Source organism: Ruminococcus sp. Marseille-P6503 (assembly GCF_900604945.1).
GTDB lineage: Bacteria > Bacillota > Clostridia > Oscillospirales > Ruminococcaceae > FB2012.
This window is the reverse complement of the sequence record NZ_UWPB01000001.1, coordinates 719,937-744,577: the sequence shown is the minus strand read 5'-3', so window position 1 is coordinate 744,577 and position 24,641 is coordinate 719,937. Positions and strand designations below refer to the sequence as shown.

Below are 24,641 nucleotides of genomic sequence, written 5' to 3'. Positions count from 1 at the left end.
GGGTTCCGCCGAAACTACGGAGGATTGAAAAGTGAACAGAACCAGTTTGATGAAGCGTATGCTTGCGTGTTCGTTAGCGGTGATTGCTGCTTTTACCGTTCTTGCAGGCGGCAAAAACGCCGTTATTTCACAGAGCACCGCCGTTGCCACAAGCAGCGAAGCCAAAAAGAACGCCAAGAATATTGAAGCGGCAAAGGAAAAGATTTCAGACCTTGAGGAAAAGCAAAAGGAGCTGGATCAGAAAATTTCCGACACCAAGGACGATATTGCTTCGGAAGAAGAAAATCAGGCTGCGATTGAAGAACAGATAGAAACCGTTCAGGAAACTATTCTTACTCTTGAGGAATCTATCGGTCAGCTTGAGGACGAAATAGACGCGCTTACCGACAGTATTGCCCAGAAAGAGCTTCAGATTGCCAATAAGAAAACAGAGATTGAAACCGGTATTGACGAGTTTATGCAGCGTATAAGGATCATGTATGTCGCCGGAAGCGATTCGTATACCGATATACTTGTGGGAGCAACTGATTTTTACGATATGCTGATGAAGCTTGAGCTTGTAAAACGGGTTGCCGACCACGATAATGACATGATTGATAATCTTGTCGACCTTAAAAAGCAGTACGAAGCCGATGAAGTGGCTCTTGAAGCCGAGAAGTCTGAGCTTGAAGCCAATAAAGACGAGCTTGAAGCCCAGAAGGAAAAGCATCAGGAGCAGAAGGACAAGCTTGACGTGCTTTATGCCGAGAGTCAGGCTATGATCGATCAGCTTGAACAGGATAAAGAAACCTTCCTTGCTAACCAGAAGCAGGCTCAGCAGGAGCAGGAGGAATTTGAAGCCGAGCTGCAGCAGCTTTACAAGGAGCAGGAAGAAATAAAGAAAAAGGAAGAGGAAGAAAGAAAGCGCAAGGAAGAGGAGGAACGCAAAAGGCTTGAAGCTCTGCAGCAACAGCAGAACAACGGCGGCACTTCCTCGTCAGGCGGTTCTTCATCATCAGGAAACGCCGAAACAGGCAATACCTCTAACAATAACGACAATTCCACAAATAATGACGATTACGGCTACGAGGACAAATCAATGTTTACATGGCCCGTTCCCGGATTCTATCATATTTCTTACGGAGTAGGCTGGAGATGGGGCGCTTATCATGCGGGTATTGACATTTATTCAAGCAATATTAGAGGGGCAAAGATATGCGCCGCTGCCGACGGCACTGTAATACGAGTTGAAAATTACTGTCCTCACGACTACGGCAAAAACGGAAGCTGCGGCTGCGGAGGCGGCTACGGCAGATACTGCATTATCGATCACGGCGACGGCTGGTGGACGCTTTACGGTCACTCAGAGGGAATCACCGTAAGCGTAGGTCAGCAGGTCAAGCAGGGCGACGTGCTTGGAACCGTCGGTTCAACCGGATATTCTACCGGACCTCATCTGCACTTTGAGATAAGAAAGAACGGCGTCGCGCTCAATCCTTCAGATTACGTTTAATCGGAAATAAAACCCTGCATTCCTATGCAGGGTTTATGCACATATTCGGCAAAGGAGTCTATGTTTATGGTTAAAATGAAATTGTGCAAGCGCGCTGCTGCGTTTGCGGCTGCCGCCGCGCTGGGATTCGGACTTTTTTCCGACAGCTTTACGCAGCCTGTCATAGTAACAGAAGCCGAATCAGAATCCTTTGACATAACATCCTATGCGGAAAGATTAAAGGAAATTTCAGAAGAGCAGGAACGGCTTGACAGCGAAATCGAAGCGGCTGAGGACGATATAAAAAAGGAAACCGAAAAGCAGAAAGCTATTTTAAAGAAAATAGAATCCGTAAACGAGAAAATAGAGGTCTTAAACTCCTACATGACTCAGCTTGAGATAGAAATAAGCGCTAATAAACGGCTTATCGCCGACAAAAAGCAGGAAATAGATAAGGGCATAGAGGACTTTAAAAAGCGTCTAAGAGCAATGTATCTTGCCGGCGACGAATCGTATACAAGCGTTATTTTAAACTCCAGCGATTTTTATGATATTCTTATGAGAATGGAGCTGGTAAAGCGTGTTGCCGATCACGACAATAAGATGATCGACGATCTGATTGCCGCAAAGGAGGAATACGAAGCGGCACAGGAAAAGCTGGAAGAACAGCAGGCTGAATACGACAAGCAGTATGAAGAACTGAACAATCAGAAAAAGGAGCTTGACGAGCTGTATGATTCGAGCAAGGAAGCAAAAAAACAGCTTCAGGCTCAGAAGAAAAAGCTGGAAGAGCAGAATCAGGCTTATCTTGAAGAACGCCAACAGTTTGAAGCCGATCTGTCCGGAATATTGAAATCCAGCTACGGAGATTCATCAGACGAAATAATGCGCGAAGCGGCTGAGCTTTCTGCAAATTCAGCCCTTGAATCGCTTCATGAGTACTATGAAAATCTTATTGAGGAGGGCGAGGAGCTTTCCGAAGAGGAATGTCAGTATAACTTTGCATGGCCTGTGCCCGGACATTATTATGTATCCTCGGGAGTCGGAGAACGCTGGGGCAGCTATCATACGGGAATGGACATTACAGGCGCTAAGGGGACCGAAATACGCGCTTCAGAAAGCGGTACGGTCATACGCGTCAATACCTCCTGCGAGCACGATTACGGCAAGGAGGAATCCTGCGGCTGCGGAGGCGGATACGGAAACTATATTATAATCGACCACGGTAATGAATTTATTACTCTGTACGGACATCTCACCTCGGTTGACGTTGAAGCGGGCGATACGGTTAAAAAGGGCGACCTTATCGGACGCATGGGCTCTACCGGATTTTCGACCGGCGATCATCTTCACTTTGAAATTCGCTATCAGGGCTATTATCTGAATCCGGCGGCTTATGTTTCTATAGGCTGATAAATAATATAATTGAGCGGAACCTTTTATGAGAATTCATAAATACGTCCCGCTTTATTTATTCTGAATTTAATTCGGATAAAAGCCCGATGTAAGCGCGGCTTTTCATCGGCTGCGACGAAGCAACCTACGCCTAAGAGATGCGAACGCCTTCTAAAGAAGGCGGGGGACATCAGCGCTAGGTTATATAACGCTTACGGGCGTCAGATCTGAAGCAAAACAAGCTTTATCTATTGCATATACCGCAACTCTGTGGTATAATAATTAACAAAGACTGCTTATCATAGGTATAAAAATATATTTAATAAGGAGCGGTAACAATGAGCGAAGAAAGAATACCAAAGAGAAGCGAGGTAAACCCGGAATACACCTGGGCGCTTGAGGATATTTATCCGAGCGACGAAGCGTGGAATGAGGATTTCAGAAAATTTCAGGCTCTGCCGGAAAAAATTCTAGAATTCAAAGGCAGACTGGGAGAAAGCGGAGAAACCCTGCTTGCCTTTATGAGGCTTTCAGACGAGATCGCTGTGCTGTGCGACAGCCTTGCCAACTACGCGCAGAGAAAATCGGACGAGGATACTGCAAATTCAGTATATCAGGCGATGGTAGGACAGCTTATGAACGCTTACGTTCAAATCAATTCGGCAGGCAGCTATGAAACTCCCGAGCTTATTTCAATAGACGAGAATAAGCTTGACGGATTCTATCAGGCAGTTCCTGACCTTGGGCTGTACAAAAAGAATATTGACAGAATACGCAGAAAAAAAGAGCATATTCTTTCCGATAATGAGGAAAAAATACTGGCTCTTGCAGGCGAAATGTCCCAGTCGCCGGAAAACATCTATTCTATGTTCTCAGACGCCGATCTGAAATTTCCCGACGCTGTCGATAAAAACGGCAAGACTCATCAGGTTACTCACGGCAGCTACATTCCTCTCGTTCAGTCTTCGGACAGAGTCCTGCGCAAATCCGCATTCGAGTCAATGTATCACACCTATGACAGCTATAAAAACACCTGTGCCGCCACTCTCGGAGCGCAGATAAAAGCGGTACAGTTTTACGCAAAGGCAAGAAAATACCCCTCTTCCCTTGCGGCGGCTCTTGACGGAACCGAGGTCCCGGAAGAGGTTTACCGCAACCTTATTTCTGCCGTTCACGACAATATGCACTATATGTACGATTACGTCAAGCTTCGTAAAAAGCTGCTTGGAGTTGACGAGCTGCATATGTACGATCTGTATACTCCTGTCGTTTCGGACGCGGATATGAAAATCACCTTTGAAGAGGCTAAAGAAACCGTTCTCAAAGCGCTGGCGCCTATGGGTACTGAATATCTGTCCATTTTGAAAAAAGGCTTTACTGAGCGGTGGATAGACGTCTACGAGAATGAGGGAAAAACCAGCGGAGCCTATTCCGCCGGAGCCAGAGTGCACCCATACGTTCTCCTTAACTACAAAAATACTCTCAACTGTATGTTTACGCTGGCTCATGAAATGGGTCACGCGATACATTCCTATCTTTCAAACAAAAATCAGCCGGTCGCTTACAGCGATTATGTAATTTTTGTAGCCGAGGTTGCTTCTACCTGCAATGAAGCGCTGCTTATGCAGTATCTGCTGAAAAATACTGAGGACAAAAAGAAAAAAGCATATCTTATCAATTACTTTCTGGAGCAGTTCCGTACTACATTATACAGACAGACGATGTTTGCCGAATTTGAGCTTAATATAAACGAGCTTACGGCACAGGGTGAAACGCTTACTGCCGACAGGCTCAGCAAAATGTACAGAGAGCTTAACGAGCTTTACTTCGGAAACGACGTTGTGATCGACCATGAGATAGACCTTGAATGGGCAAGAATACCTCACTTCTACTATAACTATTACGTTTATCAGTATGCAACCGGATATTCTGCCGCAATTGCGCTTTCTCAGCGCATTCTGAGCGAGGGAGAGCCTGCGGTCAAGGATTATCTGGGATTTCTAAGCGGAGGCTGCTCTGCCGACCCAATTTCTCTGCTTAAAGGCGCAGGAGTGGATATGACTTCTTCAAAGCCCGTTGCTGACGCTCTCAGACTGTTCGGAAAGCTTATAGGCGACATGGACGAATTGATGAAATAACCTGAGCGTGTTCTCATAATACAAATATTGCGTGTGATTTACACTTAAGCCGCGTGTTTGTATTTATGTGAACACGCCTTTCTTTTTTCGCTTCCGCGTTTCCCGTTTTTGTATAATAGACGTTGAATTACGAAAGCTTCTTGAATATCTCAACCAGCGACTCCCCTATCAGCTCGCCGCTGTAAAGCGCCTGATCCAGAGAGTTTCCATGGCTTCCCACCTCAATAAGAAGAGAGCCTGTGGTAAGATCCTGATTGTAAAAGCGGTAGTCAAAAAGCACAGGTCTGGTCAGACCGCAATGCATTGTTTCAAATTCAGACTGGAGCAATGAAGCGAATCTGAAATTCTGAAGATAATCCGGCATATTCATCGTGCCGTCGTCGCAGCCGGAAATAATCATGATCTGCGCCGCTTCCCTTCCGTTTATTTCAGCTACAGGCGCAAGTCTTGTTCCGTCCTCCCTTTCAATACCGTCCCGGTGAATATCCAGCGCTATTTTTATAGACGGATACTCCTCCAGTATTTCCTGTACCGTAGCGCGGCTTGATTCGTAGGAGCCGTTATAGCTGGGATAATCATGAACAAGCGTGTCGTGAATGTATGTTATACCGGCTTTATCAAGCTGCTCGCATATCTTATCTCCTACGGCTACTATATTTTTTTCAGGATCGGTAGTCTTGCAGGTAAACGAGCTGTCATAATAATCCCTTGAATACGGCTCAAAGCTTTCCGTAGCATGAGTATGATATATAAGTATTTGCGGCTCGTCGCTGTCAGGATCCAGTTCAAATTCAACGTCCTTCAGGCTTTCGGAATACAGCTCGTCGTTTGAAAGCTCGGTGCAGTTTCTTACCTGTCCCCCGCCGTCAAGATCAAAATACTGCTCGCCTGTATATACTCCGTAGGTGTATTTTTCAATCACGCCGTCATGGTTTTCCATACTTTCAGGATACGGAATAGCGTTTAAAACCTCCTCGCTTGGCTTAGGCGAAGGCACCTCGCCGCCCTCGCTGGGAATCTCAAGCTCCTGCGGTGCCATATCGATATCCCACGCGCTCCGTCTTGTAACAGAAACAGGCTCAAATACGCTTTTCAGGATTTCTTCTGCCGCAGACGAGGTGCTGCTGTTATATTTGAAGGTATTGTAATCGCCCATCGTTATTCCCGCCGAGCCTGAAGCTATCTTAGCAATATAAGGCGCCGCCTTTGCATAGCCCCATATTCCGACAGGAATAAAAAACACTGTTAAAATTACTGTCAAAGCCCTTATGCATATAGTCTTTAAATTCATATAACCTGTCCTTTCTTTTTTATTTCAATAAATTATATGAAAAAAAGCTTTCCTCTATGTCATGATCATTAGCTGAGGCATATAATAAAGCAGATCATTTCAGTAAGGAAAACTGAACAATAAAATATGAAAGGGAGGACAGCCCGCTAACCGTAATTGAAAAATATCCGCATAAAAGCAAGGATAATTACAGTCAGGATTTTTACGCAGACTTAACACGCCTCTTGAAAACTATAAATATTCGTTATGCTTATAAGCGGATTTATTACATATGGGCGATAATATGGATTATTTAATGCTGATCGACAAATTCAACGCTGTTCCCGAAGGTTTTGAACAGACTATCTCACTTGAAGCCGTGCAGGGCAAGCTTCTGGAAAGTCAGGCCTGCAGGCAGTGCAGAATGCTTTTAAGGGACGCCGAGCATGAAGGAATAAATATCAAGGTGCTGTCTGCATACCGTTCATGCGACTACCAGCAAAGCCTATGGGAAAAAAGCATATCTGAAAGGATCGGTTCGGGAATGAGCTATAAAGAAGCTGTAAACGATACCTCCAGAACTCTTGCAAAATCCGGTCACAGCGAGCACAACTGCGGGCTTGCGGTCGATTTTTCCACGCCGTCGGCAGAGGATACCGAAGATAATTTCCATACCACTCCGCAGGGACGCTGGCTGTGTATGAACGCGCATAAATACGGATTTATCCTGCGTTACCCCAGAATGAAGGAACACTATACGGGAATAGACTATGAGCCGTGGCATTACAGATATGTAGGAACCGAGGCGGCTGAATTTATCCGCAAAAGCGGTCTTTGCTTAGAGGAATTTCTCCATTTTTATTCAGAAAAATTTATTTGACATATCCTTCGTACTGTAGTATAATTAAAGAAACAAATATGCTGAAAAGAAAGGATGTTTTATTATGTCAAATTACTCTCAGAAAAAATCGTTCTGGGCGGTTATGGGAACGCTGCTGCTCGTTATTGCTTCTACCGCTTTGTTCGTATACAAATATTTTGACGACAAGGCTCATTACGAAAAGTGGAAGGATTACGATGAGTGCGGCATTTAAATAAGGCTGAAAATAATTTTGTCTGCAGCTAAAAACAAATTATAAAAAAGGACTGCTTCAAGCTGATAAAGTCAAAAGTAAACAGACGGCTCTCTGCCATCTTATTCTTTTGATTTTATTGACCTGCGCAGTTCTTTTTATTTTTTATATGATAAGCATACAGTCACCGAAAGAAAAAAATCTGTATTTATCCTCAACGGCGATTTTATACGCGTTCATTGTATTTTCATACCCAAGGAACGCCGATACCAGCATTATAAGCGTACTTTCGGGAAGATGAAAATTGGTTATCAGACCGTCCAGAACCTTAAAATCAAATCCGGGATAGATAAAAATATCCGTATATCCTTCGCACGGTCTTATTTCATTATAAAATGCGGCGACGCTTTCGAGCGTTCTGCACGAGGTCGTGCCTACGGCTATTACCCGTCCACCGCTTGCTTTGGTTTCATTGATAAGGTTTGCGGTACGCTCAGGGAGCTCATAATGCTCGCTGTGCATTTTGTGCTCAAGCACATTTTCCTCCTTTACGGGTCTGAAGGTGCCAAGCCCGACATGAAGCGTAACATATCCGATATTTATCCCCCTTGCTTCCAGCTCTTCAAGCATTTCCTTTGTGAAATGAAGTCCCGCGGTGGGAGCGGCGGAAGAACCGAGCTCATGGGAATAGACAGTCTGATAACGCTCCTTGTCGCTTAGCTTTTCTTTTATATACGGAGGCAGGGGCATCTGACCTATCTCGTCAAGCGCGGAAAAAAAGCTTCCCTCGCACTCAAATTCCGCTATTCTGTTTCCGTCGTCCAGAACGTCGGTTATTACAGCTGAAAGCTTACCTCCTCCGAAAACAAAACGTGTTCCGACCTTCGCCTTTTTTCCCGGACGGCATAGTATCTCCCATTTCATTGCGCCCTTCTGTTCAAGCAGCAGAAACTCGATAAAAGAACCGTTGTCTGCCTTTTCACCGTATATTCTCGCGGGAAGAACTCTTGAATCGTTAAGTATCAGCAAATCACCTTTTTTCAGGTAATTACATAAGCTATAGAAACGGCTGTGCTCAACAGCTCCGCTTCTGCGGTCGATCTTCATCATCCGTGAAGCGTTTCTGGGCTCGATAGGAGTCTGAGCGATCAGCTTCTCAGGAAGCTCATAGTAAAAATCAGATTTTTTCATATTTTTCAAATCCAGCATAATTTCAATCTCCGCTTTCTTTATTGCAGTTTAAGCAGTTTTATTTTTCCAGTTACGGACTGTTCCGCCGAATGCCCGTTTGTTTTACAAAAAATTAATATTTTTTCTGCTAATAGTCTTGACATACGGCATATTATTTGTTATGATTAAACAGAACAGATAGAGGTGCGGTCAAAATCAGTAGCATTTTTGAGATGTATGACATCACAGCTTCCCAAGGCTTTTTCTTAAATGTGAAAGGTGCGACTGCCGAAGCACAGGTCTGGGAAACCTGACTGCTGACTGTAGTTTTAACAGAGCTCCAGTTGTCATCATTACTTATGATGGAGTGCTATCGGCATATGACTTAAAATATGTCAACATTCTTATTATATTGTATGATGAGCTGGTTTTCAACCAGTTTTTTTATTGTTTGTTTAACTTTTATGTTTTGTGCAAAATTACGTCCGATCCAAAGAATATTTTAGTGATTATGCACACACGAAAGCCATTAAATTTTAAAGGAGATTTTGCAATGAGAAAATTCAATGTTGGTATTATAGGCGCGACGGGAATGGTCGGACAGCGGTTTTCTGTCATTCTTGACAAACACCCGTGGTTCAACGTTGTCTGCGTAGCCGCTTCCCCACGTTCGGCGGGAAAAAAGCTTAAGGACGCAGTAGCTGGAAAATGGAAGCTTTCAGAACCGATGCCTGAGGCAATAGGAGAGCTGACCGTTATGAACGCAGAGGAAGACGTAGAAAAAATCGCTTCAATGGTAGATTTCGTATTCTGCGCGGTAGACATGAAGAAAGATGAGATCAGGGCTTTGGAGGAAAAATACGCAAAGGCTGAATGTCCCGTAGTTTCAAACAACTCCGCACATCGCCATACAGACGACGTGCCTATGGTTATCCCCGAGGTAAATCCTGAGCACATTGAGATCATAAGCGCACAGAGAAAGCGCTTGGGTACAAAGAAAGGCTTTATAGCGGTCAAATCCAACTGCTCGCTTCAGAGCTATGTTCCCGCTCTTGCTCCGCTTATGGATAAATACAAGGTAACAAAGGCTCTCGCCTGCACATATCAGGCAATTTCAGGAGCGGGAAAAACCTTTGAATCCTTCCCTGAGATCATTGACAACGTTATCCCTTATATAGGAGGCGAAGAGGAGAAATCCGAAAAGGAGCCGCTTAAGATCTGGGGCCGCATAGAAGGCGATAAAATTGTCGACGCTGACTCCCCTTCGATCACTACCCAGTGCCTGAGAGTTCCCGTTTCCGACGGTCATACAGCAGCGGTATTCGTATCCTTTGAAAACAAGCCTTCAAAGGAGGAAATTCTTGAAGCGTGGAAAAGTTTCAGCGGCGTTCCTCAGGAGCTTGAGCTTCCCTCGGCTCCGAAGCAGTTCCTTAACTACTTTACGGAGGACGACAGACCGCAGGCTAAGCTTGACAGGGATCTTGAGGGCGGCATGGCTGTTTCAATAGGCAGATTGCGTGAGGATTCACAGTACGATTATAAATTTGTATGTCTTTCACACAATACCCTCAGAGGGGCGGCCGGCGGAGCTGTTTTACTCGCGGAGCTTCTTGCCGCTAAGGGTTATTTCGACTGACAATCACTAAACATAGAACTTTATCGAAAGGAGTTCGCTTATGAAGAATACTATCTTTACAGGCGCAGGCGTTGCCATCGTAACGCCTATGAACGCCGATGGCTCGATCAACTTTGACGAGCTGGGACGTCTTATAGATTTTAATATAGACAACGGCACAGACGCGATCATTATATGCGGAACGACCGGCGAAAGCGCGACGATGACCGACGAAGAACATATCGAGTGCATTAAATACGCCGTTGAAAAGACGGCAAAAAGAGTTCCCGTCGTGGCGGGAACAGGCTCCAACCATACGGAATACGCGGTCAATCTTTCCAAAACGGCGGAAGATCTGGGCGCTGACGCTTTGTTGGTAGTTACGCCTTACTATAACAAAACTTCTCAGGCGGGACTTGTACGTCATTATACAGAGATCGCAAACGCGGTTTCTCTTCCTATAATCATGTATAACGTGCCGTCAAGAACAGGAGTTAATATTGCTCCCGAAACCTGCGCCAAGCTTGCTGAGCTTGATAATATCGTCGCCGTTAAGGAAGCCAGCGGAAACATAGGTCAGATTGCGTCTATCGCCGCGCTGTGCGGAGATTCTCTTGATATTTATTCCGGCAACGACGATCAGATAATACCTATAATGGCTCTCGGCGGAAAGGGCGTTATTTCCGTCCTGTCAAACTGTATGCCCTTTGAAACCCACGAGATATGCAGATTATGTCTTGAAAACAGCTACAGTGAAGCAAGAGATATTGCATTCAGAATTCACGACTTTACCAAGACTCTGTTCTGCGATGTAAATCCTATTCCCGTCAAGGAAGCGCTTAATCTTATGGGCTTTAACGCCGGACCTTGCAGGCTTCCGCTCGTCGAGATGAGCGAAGCCAAGAAAAAACAGCTTTCCGATTCTATGAGGGCTGTAGGACTAATTAAGTAACAGTCAATACAGGGCGAACAGCAAATTCGCCCTGTAGCTTTAGAAAGGAACGTTAGAAATGACCGATATAACTATATGCGGCGCCTGCGGAAAAATGGGCAGGGTAATTTACGATATAATTTCCAACCGCAGCGACTGCCGTGTTGTTTCCGGAGTAGATAAAATCGGCGAAAGCTATGCTGATTTCCCCGTTTACGACAGGATATCAAAGCTGGATAGCAAGCCGGACGTTATCATAGATTTTTCACATCCGTCGCTGCTTGACGACCTGCTTGAATATTGCCTTACCAACGGAGTAGCCGCCGTAATAGCGACAACAGGATATTCGCAGGAGCAGATCTCAAAAATACATAAGGCTGCTGAAAGTATTCCCGTTTTCTTTACCTTTAATATGTCTTTGGGAATAAATCTGCTTGCCGATCTGGCAAAGCGCGCTGTCAGAGTTCTTGGAGGACAGTTTGACATTGAGATAGTAGAAAAGCATCATAATCAGAAGATCGACGCGCCGAGCGGTACCGCCATCATGCTTGGCGAGGCTATCAACTCCGAGCTTGACAACAAATATAACTACGTCTATGACAGACATTCAATAAGAGCCAAAAGAACCAAGAATGAGATAGGTATGCACGCTATAAGAGGCGGAACGATAGTGGGCGAGCATGAAATTATCTTTGCCGGACGCGATGAAGTCGTTACCCTCAAGCATGAAGCTCATTCAAAATCCGTGTTTGCGGTCGGCTCTGTGAACGCGGCTGTATTTCTGAAAGGTAAAGCAGCCGGACTTTACGCAATGAGCGACCTGCTCAAAGAGGTTTAACGCCTTTCGATTTCAGTCGCTTCGGCTATAAGCTGAAAGCATTAATATCTGACTGTAATTTATATCTTATTAAAAAATCGGCCTGCAATACAGCAAGCCGATTTTTTTGCGGAAATGTACGTTACAAACGTTCAGTATTATAAATTACTCATATAGCGGATATTTACTGCAAATTGATTTTACAGTTTCTCTTATTTCGTCAGCCTTATTGTCAAAATCAGTCGCAGTGAGATAAATGCACTCGGCGATTTTATCCATATCCTCTTCCTTAAGTCCCCTTGTCGTAACCGCAGGAGTACCGATTCTTACGCCGCTGGTTACAAACGGACTCTGTGGATCGTTAGGAATAGCATTCTTGTTTACAGTGATATAAACCTCGTCTAGCTTCTTTTCAAGCTCCTTGCCTGTTATATTAAACGGCTGAAGGTCAACAAGCATAAGATGATTGTCGGAGCCGCCGGAAACAAGATTGAAGCCTCTGCTTACAAGTCCCTTGGCAAGCGCCTGAGCATTTTTTACTACCTGCTCCGCATAGGCTTTGAATTCAGGCTTTAAAGCCTCTCCGAAGCACACTGCCTTTGCGGCGATAACGTGCATAAGAGGTCCTCCCTGAGTCCCGGGGAATATGGCTTTGTTGAATTTCTTGGCAAGCTCCTCGTTATTTGTGAGGATCATACCGCCTCTCGGGCCTCTGAGAGTTTTGTGAGTCGTGGTAGTAACAACATCCGCGTAAGGTATAGGAGAAGGATGCTGTCCGCCGGCAACAAGACCTGCTATATGCGCCATATCTACCATAAACAGCGCTCCTGTGCTCTTGGCGATTTCAGAAATCCTTTCAAAATCAATTACTCTCGGATAAGCGGAAGCTCCGGCAACTATGAGCTTCGGCTTATGCTCCTGCGCCAGCCTTTCCAGCTCTTCATAGTCAAGAAAACCGTTTTCGTCCAGACCGTATGACACGAAATTATAGTTCTTTCCCGACATATTTACAGGCGAGCCGTGAGTAAGATGACCACCGTGAGCAAGGCTCATGCCAAGTATCGTATCGCCGGTTTCACAAAGAGCAAAATATACCGCCAGATTCGCCTGCGCTCCGGAATGGGGCTGAACGTTGGCAAATTTGCAGCCGAAAAGCTTGCAGGCTCTTTCAATAGCAATATTCTCAACAACGTCAACGCATTCACAGCCGCCGTAATATCTCTTTCCCGGGTAGCCTTCGGCATACTTATTGGTAAGCGCGGAGCCCATAGCCGCCATTACGGCAGGCGAAACGATATTTTCGCTTGCGATAAGCTCAAGATTTCTTCTCTGACGGGCCAGCTCTGAGTTCATAGCCTCTCCGATTTCCTTGTCAAAGCCTTCGACAAAACCGATTGTGTCCATTATTTTCATAATCATTCTCCCAACATTTTATATTCTGATTTCCGCAGTGATTTCAACGACGCTATGCGGAAAGCTACATATTTAATTATAACTCAAAAATTCATAATTGGCAATAGTTTTTTGTTTTATTTATATAAAAAACGGAATGAATTTCTCCATTCCGCTTCTAAACTACGCCTGCAAATATGATTTGACCAGTGCCTGCAAAAGCTCATCCCTGTCAATGTGACGGATCAAGCTTCTTGCATTGTTATATGTGGTTATGTATGTCGGATCCTCGGAAAGAATATATCCCACGATCTGATTGATGGGATTATAGCCTTTTTCCTTCAGCGCGTCATAAATAATCGTCAGCGTTCTTTTCAGCTCTGTTTCTTTATCCTTTACAACTGAAAATTCCATAGTTTGTTCGTGCATAAGCTCAACTCCTTCACGAAAATCTGTACACCTAACATTCTACATATATTATTATAACCTATTACTTGAAAAATAACAAGGGCTTTTTTCAAATTTATTCAATTTGCATAAACTTGTTGAATAATATTTTATGCCGCGGAAAATTTTATTCCCGCGGCATAGTCATACTTCTGCGTTTATCTTCTGTAGACGCCTATTTTCTCTAACGCCTTAACGATTTTATCCATTGTTTTGTCAGCCTGCTCATCGTTAAGAGTGCCCTCGTGCGAACGCATTGAAAGCGAATATGAAACAGACTTTTTGCCGCTCTCTATCTGCTCGCCGGTATAAACGTCGAACAAAGATACCTTTTCAAGTATCTGTCCGGCGGCTCCCCTTATGGCTTTTTCAATTTCAGCCACAGGGAGCTGCGCTTCGCATACCACTGATATATCCCGTGTAGTTGCAGGGAACTTAGGCAGCGGTCTGTACAGCTTTTCGGAGGACGATCTCTCCATAAGCTCGTTCATATTGATCTTTCCCGCGTAAGCCCTTGCAGCTATTCCGTAGTTTTCCAGAACGTCCGGATGAAGCTCTCCGAAAACAGCGATTTCCTCTCCGCCGACCTTTACAACCGCGGCTCTTCCCGGGTGGAAAGCGTAATATTCGTCAAATACAGAGTCCTCAGACGCTCTTTCAAACTCGAATTCCTTAACGCCTGCCTTTTCCATGATTTTTTCTACAATACCCTTAAGACTATAAAAATCGAAATCGTCTGCTGTATCATATACGCCTATTCCAAGTCTGAACGGCTCCTCAGGAAGAACCCCTCCCTCGACAGGAATATACTCGTTTCCTATCTCAAAGATATGGCATTCCGGATTTCTGTAGCTGTAATTTCTGGCAAGAACCTCGCATACGGACGGAATTATAGTAGTTCTCATTACGCTGGTGTCCTCGCCTAGCGGATTTGTGATCGTAACCGCATTTCTCAGCTTAGAATCGGCAGGAAGCTTAATTTTATCAAAATACTTGGGCGAAATAAAAGAAAATGTCGTAACTTCGTTAAGCCCCATAGCAAGCACAGCGTTTTTTATATTGCGCTCAAAATTCTGCTTGGGCGTTCTCATAGCCTGAGCTACTCCTCTTATGATAGTGCTCGGAGTATTGTTGTAGCCGTATATACGCACTACCTCCTCGGCAATATCCGCTTTGCACTCTATATCTATCCTGTACCACGGAGAAATAACTCTGCCGTTTTCAAGCCTGAAGCCCAGACGCGAAAGATATTCTTTCATATCCTCCTCAGGAATATCCGAGCCCAGAAAGCTGTTTATCCAGTCAGCGTCAAATTCCACAGATCTGGGAGTTTCGTCCTGATAATTCTCGTCGATCACAGTTCTTATAACCTCTCCCGCTCCAAGCTCCTCAACGAGCTGACAGGCTCTCATCAGCGCCTCATAACACTCGTGAGGATCAAGACCTTTTTCATATCTTGACGAAGCGTCCGTTCTCATTCCGAGCTTTTTGGCTGTAGTTCTAACCGACGCCCCGTCAAAGCAGGCGGATTCAAACACTACGGTATTGGTATCGTCCATTATTCCGCTGTACTCGCCTCCCATAACGCCGGCTACCGCCACAGGCTTTACGGCGTCCGCGATTACAAGCATTTCTTCGGACAGCTCTCTTTCAATGCCGTCGAGAGTAGTGATCTTCTCTCCTGCCCTTGCGTTTCTTACGTTTATTTTCCCGCCCTCGACATATCTTAGATCGAACGCGTGCATGGGTCTGCCGTATTCAAGCATTACATAGTTGGTTATATCGACAAAATTATTTATCGGACGGACTCCGCAGGCGCGCAGCCTTTCTCTCATCCAGCGCGGCGAAGGCTCGATCTTTACATTCCTTACGATCGCGCCTATATATCTTTTGCACAGATCGGTATTGTGTATTTTGACTTTAAGGTAGTCCCCGACGCTTCCGTCAACGCCTTTAAAAACCGGCTCCTTAACATTAAACGGCACATTGAACGTTGCGTGAGCTTCTCTGGCAAGTCCGATAACAGACATACAGTCTGGGCGGTTGGAGGTGATTTCAAATTCAACCTTTGTATCGTTAAAGCCTATCGCTTCCCTGATATCCATTCCCACAGTTTTATCGCAGTCATCGCCAAGAATAAATATTCCGTCCTCAATAGCGTAAGGAAAATCATGAACTGTAAGACCAAGCTCTCCCAAAGAACACAGCATTCCGTTTGAAGCCACGCCCCTCAGCTTGCCCTTGGTGATCTTTACAGGCTTGCCTTCATGAAGCACTGTCGACTTATGCTTTGCAACGGGAACATAATCGCCCTTGTTTACATTCTGAGCGCCCGTTACGATCTGAACCGGCTTGTCTTCGCCTATATCCACCTGACAGGTATACATATGGTCGGAATCTGGATGACGTTCTATTTCGATAACCTGTCCCACCACAACATTGGAAAGGTAGCAGCCCTCCTCTTCATAGCACTCGACCTTGGAGCCTGACATAGTCATGCCGGCAACAAATTCCTTTATATCACAGCCGCAGTCAACATAGTCCGCAAGCCATCTCATTGACAAATCCATTAATAAAACCTCCTCTTAATCAGAACTGCTCAAGAAAACGCATATCGTTTTCATACAGCAAACGCATATCGTTAATGCTGTATCTTCCCATTGTAAGTCTTTCAAGACCTATGCCGAAAGCAAAGCCGCTGTAAACCTCAGGGTCTATCCCGCAGCCCGCAAGAACCTTGGGATGAACCATTCCTGAGCCTAAAAGCTCTACCCAGCCCTCCTGCTTGCACATGGAGCAGCCCTCTCCGTGGCAGTTAAAGCACATAAGATCCACCTCTGCCGACGGCTCGGTATACGGGAAATGATGCGGACGAAGTCTTATTTTTGCCTCCTCGCCGTACAGGCGCTTCATGAGCAGCTCCAAAGTTCCTTTAAGATCTGCCATTGTAACGCCCTTGTCTATCACCAGACCCTCGATCTGATGGAAAAGCGGAGAATGTGTGGCGTCAACCGCGTCAGAACGATAAACCCTTCCCGGGGAAATGATCCTAATCGGCGGCTTTGTTTTCTCCATGGTTCTTATCTGAACGCTGGAGGTCTGTGTTCTAAGAAGCACGTTTTCATTAATGTAAAATGTATCCTGAGTATCTCTGGCAGGGTGATGCTTAGGCATATTCAGAGCTTCAAAGCAATAATAGTCGGTTTCTACCTCCGGTCCTTCCACAATATCAAAACCCATACCGAGGAAAACGTCCTCAACCTCAGCCAGAACCGCATTGAGCGGGTGAGGTCTACCCAGTCTGGGCGCCTTTCCCGGCAGGGTAACGTCTATAGTTTCAGCTTTGAGCCTTTGTTCTGCCATCGCAGCCTTAAGCTGCGACTGCTTTTCAGCGACAGCCTTTTCTATATCGGCTCTTACTGAGTTTGCCAGTTGTCCGATAATCGGTCGCTCCTCAGAGGAAAGCTTACCCATTTGCTTTAAAATCGCCGTTATTTCACCCTTTTTTCCGAGGTATCTGACCCTCAGCTCTTCAAGCTGTCTGGAGTCTGAAACCTTTGAAAGCTCTTCCTCAGCCCGAGCCTCAATGCTTTTCAATTGTTCTCTCATTGAAAATTCCTCCCGATAATTAATAAAAAAAGCCTTATCCCGAGCTAATCAGGACAAGACCGCGCTTGCTATACCACCTATTAGTCAAAAAGAGCCAACACTCCCGCATCTTTAACGCAGAATTCTACGTTTCCGCTTACAATAAAAAACTTCGGCGGAACCACTCGCAAGTGAACTTCGGAATATTCCGATTTAAAGCCGCTTTCAGACGCAAACGCTGCGACTTCTCTCTGAAAATCTAATAAATATGCCTACTCTCTTGGTCATAATGTTTAATAAAATTATATCACACTTGATTTTGCAATGCAATACCGATTAACAGAAAATTTACATTTATAAGCCATGCTTGTGCAGCAGATCCCATTTATCGTCCTCGCTCTCCTCATCATCTATTGTCCTGTACTGCTTTTTAGGATATTTTATTTCCTCAGACAGATTCTGAATAAGATACAGCTTGGCTTTTATATCCTGAAAATCCATAGTAATTTTATTTTCCGACATATTCTTCTTAAATCCTCTACTTGGTCTGTCACAGGTTATTTCCGACCTGTAATTATTCTTCAGGCATATTATCAGCTTTCCTGACGGATTCTGAAAGGATTTTACTATATCGTCATAATACACCGTCATAACGGTTTTCCTGTCCGTAAGCATACTTCCCTGACAATGCTCTATTCTGTCGCTGTATATTCGGGTATAGCATTTTGTATCCCGGGACATGGCAGAATATCTGTACAGCAGAAACGCAGTGGCAATATTGAGAAAGCCAAGAAGCAGAACGATTATCTTAATTACCGCAAGTGGAATCATTATCCCCAGAAAAATGATAACGGCGCCGAGAATAAGATTCTTATACAATGTCCGCTGCATTTTTTTATGCTCTTCAATATCGTGCACGGCTTTAAGCTGTCTTTCCTGCCGTCTAAGCTTAGGAGGGTATTCATATAAAATCATCTGAACGCCCGCGTTTAAAGCCTGCCGGCTGACAAAATCCTTTTTTCACGGACTTTCACCTTCCTTTCGTTATAAATCAAAGCCGCTGCGTATAAAAACAGGGGCTTGAAAGCCCCTGTATGCTTTTAACAGTTTTTCTTAGCGTCGTTTTCGCGTATTTCAACACGTCTTATCTTGCCGCTTATAGTTTTCGGAAGCTCGTCAACAAACTCAATAATTCTGGGATATTTGTAAGGAGCAGTGGCTTTCTTCACAAAATTCTGAAGCTCCTTAACAAGCTCGCCGCCTGCCTTAGCCTTGTATTCCTTTGTCAAAACTATAGTCGCCTTTACGACCTTTCCTCTTATAGGATCGTCGGCAGCGGTTATGGCACATTCCAGAACCGCCGGATGCTCCATCAGTATGCTTTCTATTTCAAAAGGGCCTATACGGTAGCCCGACGCCTTAATGAGATCGTCGGTTCTTCCCACATACCAATAATAACCGTCCTCATCCATATAAGCTGTATCTCCGGTATGATACATTCCAAACCGCCATGCCTTATCTGTTTCAACTGCATTGCGGTAGTACCTTATAAACAGTCCCTGATGCTTTCCTCTTTCAGCATAAACCACGATTTCTCCGGTCTCGCCTACTTCTACAGGATTTCCCTTCTTGTCAACGATGCCTACATTATATAATGGAGTAGGCTTACCCATTGACCCGGGCTTAGGCTCGGCGCCGTAGAGATTGCCGACGATAACCGCGGTTTCAGTCTGACCGAAGCCCTCCATAAGCTTAAGACCTGTATACTCGTACCATTTGTTGTATACCTCGGGGTTTAACGCCTCGCCGGCTATGCAGCTGTATTTAAGAGATGAAAGATCATAATGCTCCAAACCTTCCTTGATAAAAAACCTGTACATAGTGGGAGGGGCGCAGAACGAGGTTATTTTATAATCCTGAATGACCTTCAGCACATTTGCGGGAACAAATCTGTCAAAGTCGTATATAAACGTAGTAGCGCCGCAGGCAAACTGACCGAACATTTTTCCCCAGGCACACTTTGCCCAGCCGCTTTCCGATACGGTAAGATGTAAAGAATTATCGTCAAGGTGATGCCAATGCTTCGCGGTTATAATGTGAGCCGCGGCGAGAGAATGCCTGTGAAGCACCATTTTAGGATAGCCCGTTGTACCGGAGCTGAAATACATCAGCATAGATTCCTCGACCTTTGTTTCCATTCTCTCAAAAACCGCAGGGTATTTATCCGTTTCTGCAAGAAAATCTATCCATCCGTTTTTCTCGCCGTGCGTTATGAACTTGCGCTTCATTCCGCCGTATTCTTCAAGCGCAGCATCAACTTCGCCCGGAACATCGTCCTCGGCAGTGGCAACTATATAACTGATCTCAGCGGCGTCAAAGCGGTATATATAATCCTTCTTTTTAAGCTGGCAGGTAGCCGGAACAAGAATAGCCCCTATTTTCATCAACCCGTAAGCAAGAAACCAGAACTCATAATGCCTTTTAAGCACAGCCATTACCATATCGCCTTTTTGGACGCCGTAGGCAAGCATCATATTTGCGACCTGACTGCTCTTTTCAGAAAGTTCCTTAAAAGTAAACTTATGCTCCTCTCCGTTTTCGTTTACCCAGTGAATCGCCAGCTTGTCCGGCTCAATTTTCGCTATTTCGTCAATAACGTCATATGCAAAATTAAAGTTATCCTTTAAATCAAGTTCAAACTTTAATAATCTCCCCTTATCGTCAAGCTCTTCCTTAACAAATCTCTTGTAAAAATCCTTCATCAACAAAATGTCCTCCATTTTTGCGTATTGATACGAGCAATATCTTACAGTATCTGCATACAGCCGCTTTGAAATATCAGCAGCTAATATTGAACGCCGTCAGATATACTGACGTATGTCAGGAATTTTATATGCAGAAAGCCAAACCTGTTTTAGCAGGAAGCATAAACATCCGGAAGCCGGTCATTGTCAGGTATTGCCGCTATACATTTCAGAATGTCCTGAGGCTGATAAGCTATGTAATCCGCACCCGAGGCAGAAAGCTCCTCCGCGCCTCTGAATCCCCATGCGCAGCCGACAGATTCTATTCCGCACCTTTTGGCGGTTATAACGTCAACGTCCGAATCTCCGGCCATTATGCACTCTCTTTTATCTAGCCCGAAATGCCGTATGACAGTATTAAGCATCTCAGGATTGGGCTTTGCGGGAACGCTTTCGGTTTTTCCCTGTATATAATCAAAAGTATTTTCTCCGAACAGCGATCTTATTATATATTTTACGAAGCTGTCTGTTTTATTTGAAGCAACGGCGCATTTTACTCCCATCGCTTTCAGTCTCTGAAGCACGTCTACGATCCCGTCGTAGGGTTTTGTTTTTTCGATACAGCATTTTTCATATCTTTCAGCAAACAATGAATGCAGCCGCATTATCTCTCCGCCGCTTCTTTTATCCTTAGGGAGCGCTCTCTCGCAGAGCTTCACCGTACCGTTTCCCACAAAATGATAGTATTTTTCAACCTCATGAGCAGGGTAACCTAAATCCGCAAGAGCGCCATTTACAGCGTCAGCCAAATCATATATGGAATTTATCAGCGTTCCGTCCAGATCAAAAATAACCAATGATTTCATCTTATTATTCCCAGTATTCTGAATTTTATACACATGACAGTTTTTTATACACTTGTCCAAAAAACCACGAATATTATGATAGCACATATTTATTTCTTAATTATGAACATTTTAAGAGGGTAATTATTAAATCATACTTCCTGAATTTACAAAATAACCGTTCAAAAAAACATATGCTCTATAAATACTTTTAATCCGATCCCAATCAGTATGATTCCTCCAGCGGTTTCAGCCTTTTTGTTAAGCCGACAGCCGAAGCTTTTGCCTATATATACTCCCGTACAGCTTATTATAAAAGTTACCGCGCAAATCAAGGCGGAAGCGACCACTATGCTGACCGAAAGCGCGGCAAAGCCTACGCCTACCGCAAGCGCGTCTACGCTTGTCGCAAATCCCTGAACCAACAGAAGCGGAAAGGTCAGCTTCGTCAGACTTTCTTCCGTTTCATCAGTTTTCAGGGTGTCCGCTATCATTCTTCCTCCGATAAAACCGAGCAGAATAAGAGCGATCCAATGATCAAACGCTGAAATCCTCGACTCAAAGCCTTTTCCAAGCGCATATCCTATCGCCGGCATTGCTCCCTGAAAAAGTCCGAAGCACAAGCCGCACATCAGGGAAAGCGGAAGCCCTGCCCTTTTTACGCACATACCGTTGGTTACGGATACCGCAAAAGCGTCCATCGACAATCCCGCAGCAACAAGGAGAATTTCATAAAGTTCCATTACATCAAGCCTTTCATACTGCCGCCTGCAAATTGACAACGGCAGGCTCATGCGTTCAGTCAACGCACAAGCCTGCCGCGTTAAGCGGCTTCTTAATCCTCAAGTCTGGATTCAAGAAGGCTGGAATATTTATTTCTGAATTCTTCAAATCTGCCCTCGTCAAGAGCTTCACGGATCTTTTCCATAAGAGTGTTGTAAAAATAAAGATTATGCATAACCGCAAGACGTCCGGCAAGCTGCTCGTTAGCCTTGAAAAGATGACGTATGTAAGACCGTGAAAAATTCCGGCAGGCAGGACAGCCGCATTGGGTATCGAGAGGACGTTCGTCAAGCTCGTAGCGTTTATTGTTGGCGTGCATTATTCCGTTCCAGGTAAATATGGTCGCGTGCCTGGCGTTTCTGCTGGGCATTACACAGTCAAAGAAATCAATGCCCCGATACACCGCTTCGATGATATTTGACGGAGTTCCGACCCCCATAAGATACCTTGGCTTATCCGCAGGCATATACGGCTCTACCTGTTCAATTATATGATACATCACGCCGGTAGGCTCTCCTACCGCAAGTCCCCCTATAGCATATCCGTCAAGATCAAGCTCTCGTATCGCCTTCATATGCTCGATACGCAGGTCGTCATAAGTACAGCCCTGATTTATGCCGAACAGCAGCTGGTTTTTATTAATGGTAGAATCCAAAGAATTCAGACGCTTCATCTCATCTCGGCACCTTACAAGCCATCTTGTAGTGCGCTCGCAGGACGCCTTTGAATATTCATAAGCAGCCGGATTTTCCACACATTCGTCAAACGCCATAGCTATAGTAGAAGCCAGGTTGGACTGAATGCGCATACTTTCCTCTGGTCCCATGAATATCTTTCTGCCGTCCACATGAGAATTGAAGTACACGCCTTCCTCTTTAATCTTACGCAGCTTGGCTAAAGAAAATACCTGAAATCCTCCGCTGTCGGTAAGAATAGGCTTGCGCCAGTTCATAAACTTATGAAGCCCGCCCATTTTATAAATTATATCGTCGCCAGGACGCACATGAAGATGATAGGTATTGCAAAGCTCCACCTGGCATTTCAGCTGCTGATCCAGATCCACCGAAGATATACCGCCCTTTATAGCCGCCGCAGTGCCTACATTCATAAATACCGGCGTCTGTATAGTTCCGTGTACTGTCTTGAATTCCCCTCTTCTTGCTCTTCCCTCTTGTTTCAGTAAAGTAAACATTTATTTCTCCTCAATATACAGATTTTTATCCTCAAACTTTTCATAATATCCGATAAGCTCTCCGCTTTCGTCGCGAACCGCGACCGTATAAACATCGTTGTTGCCGCCGTGCCGTGTGCTGTGGACCTCAAATATTCTGTTTACACTCTTATCCCTGCTCATCATATCTATATTGCGCCTGATAATTTCAACCGAGCGGGGATTATGACAGTTCAGCAGACTTTTTCCCACAAGCCCTGCTCCTCCCGCGCTTTCATACCTCTTAACTGCCGCAGGATTCATATAAATGATCTCATGCTCCAGATTACAGATAACCACCGGCTGCTCATCGCCGTCGATAACGCCTTTAAAAATAATACTCAGCTCCATATAAATCACTTTACCTTTCCAGATATTTTTCAGAGAGCTAGCCGGTTTCACCCGACTCCTTTATGATTCTTGCATAGCCGTCTGAGCTTTCTATATAATAAACAAGCTCGTCCTTGCGCACCGACGGAAAAGCGGACAGAAACTCCCAAATCCGTTTAGAACCATTTACATCATAAACTCTGCTTTTCGGAATATATCCCGTTTTGTCTGTTTTATTATCGCGTACAAAAGCTAACCCGTTTTCTGTACTGAGAACTTCAATCTCCTGATCAGACCAATTTGTATAAGCAGGTGAAATTTCCGAATTATAATCCGCGATGACCTTTGCTTTTTTGAAAAATGTATCCCACACTACGTCATAGCTGTAATCTTCGCCGTTTTTATTGATAATAAGCGCGTTGAGCTGACAGCTCCGCTTAATGCTCAATCCGCCGTCAATATCGATCATCTTTTTATCATAATCAAAAATCGGGAGATTTGTACATCTGCTTGCCTCGAAATTATAAGCAGGAAAATGTCCTACGATCAACCATTTGTCCGTGGGATTCTCCATATTAAAAAACCAAGGTACAGTAATCGCATAATCATTGTCGGTGTTTTCCCAGTCGGGGCGATTTTCCAAGCCTGCATGAACAAAAATATGCTCCTGCGTTTCAACAGCGATCGGGCGGCTGTTCATAAAGTCAAGCTCGGCTTTGTATTTTTCATAAACCGCCGCTCTTATTTCAAGCCAGTTTTCCTCGCTGCACCAATCAAAGCCGAGACTTTTTGCCATTTGATTATATGTTGTGCCTTCCCAATAAAACTTCTCCTGAAATCTTTTATACGGATATGTAAACGCCATTCTTATGACGCCTGTATCATTATTTCCAAGCAGGCAGTAAACCCGGTCGTTTTCGCAAAGCTCCATAACCGTACGTATCGTGCTGAGGTTATTATCCCAATGCTCCAGAATGTCTCCGACTATGATAAGATAATCCTCGCCCGGCGTATATCCTGCCTTTTTTAAAACGTCTTTAAGCAGATAATCGCAGGTATGAATATCGCTTACCGCTATTATTCTGCATTTCTCAGGAAGCTCGAGCTTTATTATAGGCTGCATTTATTCACCCCATCCTGCAATAATGTATCAAAGCTATTATATCATAACAATAAAATAAAATCAACAAACATCACAGCAGGTCATAAAAGTTTATCAAAGGAAACGTTTACTTGAACATTGTTGTATAAAAGCTTTGAAAAATGTGAGGGCGATTTTGTGTAATAATATAAATAATTATAAAAATTCGCAAAGGGTATTGTAAAAGCGGAACAAATAAAGTATAATAAAATTATAATAGTGTTTTTAAGGCGGCATTGCCTTATATTATGTCTTTATAAGCTGTCAGGCGTTTTTTCCGG

21 protein-coding genes and 1 riboswitch are annotated in these 24,641 nt (G+C 44.5%); of the genes, 8 read left to right on the top strand and 13 right to left on the bottom strand.

The features are described from left to right. Positions 1–31 precede the first annotated feature (31 nt). From EIH25_RS03485 to pepF, 3 genes are all read left to right on the top strand, one after another. Positions 32–1,492, top strand: a complete 1,461-nt coding sequence (locus tag EIH25_RS03485) for a M23 family metallopeptidase (protein ID WP_124098591.1) — start codon at positions 32–34, stop codon at positions 1,490–1,492. Positions 1,493–1,558: 66 nt separating this feature from the next. Then, entirely contained in the window at positions 1,559–2,884 is a 1,326-nt protein-coding gene (locus EIH25_RS03480; RefSeq protein WP_164489142.1) for a M23 family metallopeptidase, read from the top strand. A 320-nt stretch (positions 2,885–3,204) separates the two neighbouring features. Beyond that, complete coding sequence (gene pepF, locus EIH25_RS03475; protein WP_124098587.1) at positions 3,205–5,004, top strand: oligoendopeptidase F; 1,800 nt, start codon at positions 3,205–3,207, stop codon at positions 5,002–5,004. A 127-nt stretch (positions 5,005–5,131) separates the two neighbouring features. Here the strand turns inward: pepF and EIH25_RS03470 are convergent, their stop codons facing one another. Next, positions 5,132–6,295, bottom strand: a complete 1,164-nt coding sequence (locus tag EIH25_RS03470; protein ID WP_124098585.1) for a stage II sporulation protein P — start codon at positions 6,293–6,295, stop codon at positions 5,132–5,134. A 271-nt stretch (positions 6,296–6,566) separates the two neighbouring features. Between EIH25_RS03470 and EIH25_RS03465 the strand changes: the two genes are divergently transcribed. Both EIH25_RS03465 and EIH25_RS12370 read left to right on the top strand, forming a co-directional pair. Continuing rightward, a complete protein-coding gene (locus EIH25_RS03465) occupies positions 6,567–7,154 on the top strand; it encodes a M15 family metallopeptidase (protein WP_124098583.1) in 588 nt (195 codons plus the stop codon). A gap of 64 nt (positions 7,155–7,218) precedes the next feature. Beyond that, a complete protein-coding gene (locus EIH25_RS12370; RefSeq protein ID WP_164489141.1) occupies positions 7,219–7,368 on the top strand; it encodes a hypothetical protein in 150 nt (49 codons plus the stop codon). A 144-nt stretch (positions 7,369–7,512) separates the two neighbouring features. On the opposite strand, the gene queA is transcribed toward EIH25_RS12370, so the two are convergent. Further along, positions 7,513–8,556 carry a tRNA preQ1(34) S-adenosylmethionine ribosyltransferase-isomerase QueA gene (gene queA, locus EIH25_RS03460; RefSeq protein WP_279254427.1) on the bottom strand — a complete coding sequence of 348 codons (1,044 nt, stop codon included), beginning with the start codon at positions 8,554–8,556 and terminating at the stop codon, positions 7,513–7,515. A gap of 152 nt (positions 8,557–8,708) precedes the next feature. Continuing rightward, positions 8,709–8,898, top strand: a riboswitch (Lysine riboswitch). 172 nt (positions 8,899–9,070) lie between these two features. Here queA and asd point away from each other — a divergent pair. The 3 genes from asd to dapB are packed head-to-tail and all read left to right on the top strand — an operon-like array spanning position 9,071 to position 11,901. Further along, the gene (gene asd, locus EIH25_RS03455) at positions 9,071–10,153 is read left to right on the top strand and encodes an aspartate-semialdehyde dehydrogenase (RefSeq protein WP_124098581.1); all 1,083 of its coding nucleotides are present in this window, start codon (positions 9,071–9,073) and stop codon (positions 10,151–10,153) included. Between the two features lie 40 nt (positions 10,154–10,193). Continuing rightward, positions 10,194–11,084: a 4-hydroxy-tetrahydrodipicolinate synthase gene (gene dapA, locus EIH25_RS03450; RefSeq protein WP_124098579.1), complete on the top strand. Its 891-nt coding sequence runs from the start codon at positions 10,194–10,196 to the stop codon at positions 11,082–11,084. A 58-nt stretch (positions 11,085–11,142) separates the two neighbouring features. Beyond that, positions 11,143–11,901, top strand: a complete 759-nt coding sequence (gene dapB / locus EIH25_RS03445; protein WP_124098577.1) for a 4-hydroxy-tetrahydrodipicolinate reductase — start codon at positions 11,143–11,145, stop codon at positions 11,899–11,901. Positions 11,902–12,045: 144 nt separating this feature from the next. On the opposite strand, the gene glyA is transcribed toward dapB, so the two are convergent. From glyA to EIH25_RS03390, 11 genes are all read right to left on the bottom strand, one after another. Continuing rightward, positions 12,046–13,299 (bottom strand): serine hydroxymethyltransferase, encoded by a 1,254-nt coding sequence (glyA, locus tag EIH25_RS03440; RefSeq protein WP_124098575.1) that lies wholly within the window; start codon positions 13,297–13,299, stop codon positions 12,046–12,048. A gap of 156 nt (positions 13,300–13,455) precedes the next feature. Continuing rightward, complete coding sequence (locus EIH25_RS03435; protein WP_124098573.1) at positions 13,456–13,701, bottom strand: IreB family regulatory phosphoprotein; 246 nt, start codon at positions 13,699–13,701, stop codon at positions 13,456–13,458. A gap of 176 nt (positions 13,702–13,877) precedes the next feature. After that, on the bottom strand, positions 13,878–16,289 hold the full coding sequence (gene pheT / locus EIH25_RS03430) for a phenylalanine--tRNA ligase subunit beta (protein WP_124098571.1): 2,412 nt from the start codon (positions 16,287–16,289) through the stop codon (positions 13,878–13,880). 19 nt (positions 16,290–16,308) lie between these two features. Further along, complete coding sequence (gene pheS, locus EIH25_RS03425) at positions 16,309–17,328, bottom strand: phenylalanine--tRNA ligase subunit alpha (RefSeq protein ID WP_124098569.1); 1,020 nt, start codon at positions 17,326–17,328, stop codon at positions 16,309–16,311. A 333-nt stretch (positions 17,329–17,661) separates the two neighbouring features. Next, positions 17,662–18,282, bottom strand: a complete 621-nt coding sequence (locus EIH25_RS03420) for a hypothetical protein (protein ID WP_124098567.1) — start codon at positions 18,280–18,282, stop codon at positions 17,662–17,664. A gap of 125 nt (positions 18,283–18,407) precedes the next feature. After that, positions 18,408–20,087, bottom strand: a complete 1,680-nt coding sequence (locus tag EIH25_RS03415; RefSeq protein ID WP_124098565.1) for an AMP-binding protein — start codon at positions 20,085–20,087, stop codon at positions 18,408–18,410. A 134-nt stretch (positions 20,088–20,221) separates the two neighbouring features. Further along, positions 20,222–20,917 (bottom strand): HAD-IA family hydrolase, encoded by a 696-nt coding sequence (locus EIH25_RS03410; protein ID WP_124098563.1) that lies wholly within the window; start codon positions 20,915–20,917, stop codon positions 20,222–20,224. Between the two features lie 161 nt (positions 20,918–21,078). Then, the gene (locus tag EIH25_RS03405; protein WP_124098561.1) at positions 21,079–21,639 is read right to left on the bottom strand and encodes a manganese efflux pump MntP family protein; all 561 of its coding nucleotides are present in this window, start codon (positions 21,637–21,639) and stop codon (positions 21,079–21,081) included. A gap of 92 nt (positions 21,640–21,731) precedes the next feature. Beyond that, positions 21,732–22,871 carry a tRNA guanosine(34) transglycosylase Tgt gene (gene tgt / locus EIH25_RS03400; protein ID WP_124098559.1) on the bottom strand — a complete coding sequence of 380 codons (1,140 nt, stop codon included), beginning with the start codon at positions 22,869–22,871 and terminating at the stop codon, positions 21,732–21,734. Beyond that, complete coding sequence (locus EIH25_RS03395) at positions 22,872–23,240, bottom strand: PAS domain-containing protein (protein ID WP_124098557.1); 369 nt, start codon at positions 23,238–23,240, stop codon at positions 22,872–22,874. It lies immediately after the preceding gene. Between the two features lie 37 nt (positions 23,241–23,277). After that, the gene (locus EIH25_RS03390; protein ID WP_124098555.1) at positions 23,278–24,342 is read right to left on the bottom strand and encodes a metallophosphoesterase; all 1,065 of its coding nucleotides are present in this window, start codon (positions 24,340–24,342) and stop codon (positions 23,278–23,280) included. Positions 24,343–24,641 lie beyond the last annotated feature (299 nt).